Annotated in this window: 1 protein-coding gene; it reads left to right on the top strand. The window is 59.1% G+C overall.

The window, feature by feature from the left end; all coding sequences use genetic code 11:
- Nucleotides 1-285 precede the first annotated feature (285 nt).
- Nucleotides 286-861: a TetR/AcrR family transcriptional regulator gene (locus GVY64_RS36985; RefSeq protein WP_159851346.1), complete on the top strand. Its 576-nt coding sequence runs from the start codon at nucleotides 286-288 to the stop codon at nucleotides 859-861.
- Nucleotides 862-1,138 lie beyond the last annotated feature (277 nt).

Raw genomic sequence — 1,138 nt, 5'->3', positions numbered from 1 at the left:
GCTACACCACTACCGCCGCCTGGCCACCCGCTGGGAACGACGCACCGACATCCACCAAGGATTCCTCGACCTCGCCGCCGCCCTCATCTGCTGGCGAAGACTCCGCAACCGAACCTGATAGGCGCTCCTAGCGTGCGGCCCGAGATGGGCTGTCGTGAGCCCGGAACCCACGGAGAGCAGGTTGCCTGTGTGTAAGGCGTCGCGTCGGCTCGCAGGGACCTGCAACAACACGCTATAACTGCAATACACCAATGCATCTCGCCTGCAATAGAGTACATTCGTGACGTGCACACCGACGTTGCATCGGCGGATCTGACAGCCAAGACGCGTATCCGAAACGCCGCCCTTGAGTTTTACAGCATAAAGGGCGAGACCAACACAACACTGCGCGAAGTAGCCCGGGCGGCAGGAGTCACCCACGGCTTGGTGGTACACCACTTCGGCAGCAAAGAAGGCCTACGCCGGGCACTTGATCAGCATGTCCTCGCACTGCTCGAAAAGTCACTCCGCGAGGTTATCGACCCAAGAGCGTTACACGAAGGGTGCCGGGGCGGTCACGGAGGTATCAACGCAATGCTCGCACAGCGTCCCGCGATCGGCGCCTACCTGCGCCGTGCATTACTGGACCCCGCCAACACCAACGGTGAGTTGATCACTATGCTCGTCGCCTTCGCTGCCGATCAGGTGAAAGATGATTCGACGGTGGAGAACACCGACTACACGGAGATCTTCGCTGCACTGATGCGGGAAATCGGTCCGCTGCTACTGGCGCCTCTCGCCAACCAGATCTGGACTGAACTCACTCACCAAATCACAGGCCCAGTGCCCACCCTGCACGTTCAGACAACAAACAGTGTCTGAAGTTACAGCCCATCCACTAGTCCGTCGAATTGACGCCGTGGCTACTCCCCCGGATTTGCCGAACAAACGACTCTGGTGCAGTTATGAACAGCCGATGCGATACCAGCATGATACGTGCATAGGGAGAGGACCGGGCCGACCATACATTCCTGCTTAGAGCCCCTAACAGGTTCTGTAGAGTGGCGGTGATTCTCGTTGCGGTGCAGTATGTTTCGTCGTGGCGGCCCCGTGGATCGTGGAAGACGAGTTGTGGACAGTGATCGAACCGCTACTGCCG

The organism is Nocardia sp. CY41, from assembly GCF_009829325.1.
Classification (GTDB): Bacteria; Actinomycetota; Actinomycetes; order Mycobacteriales; family Mycobacteriaceae; genus Nocardia.
This window is presented reverse-complemented; position numbering and strand designations above follow the sequence as displayed.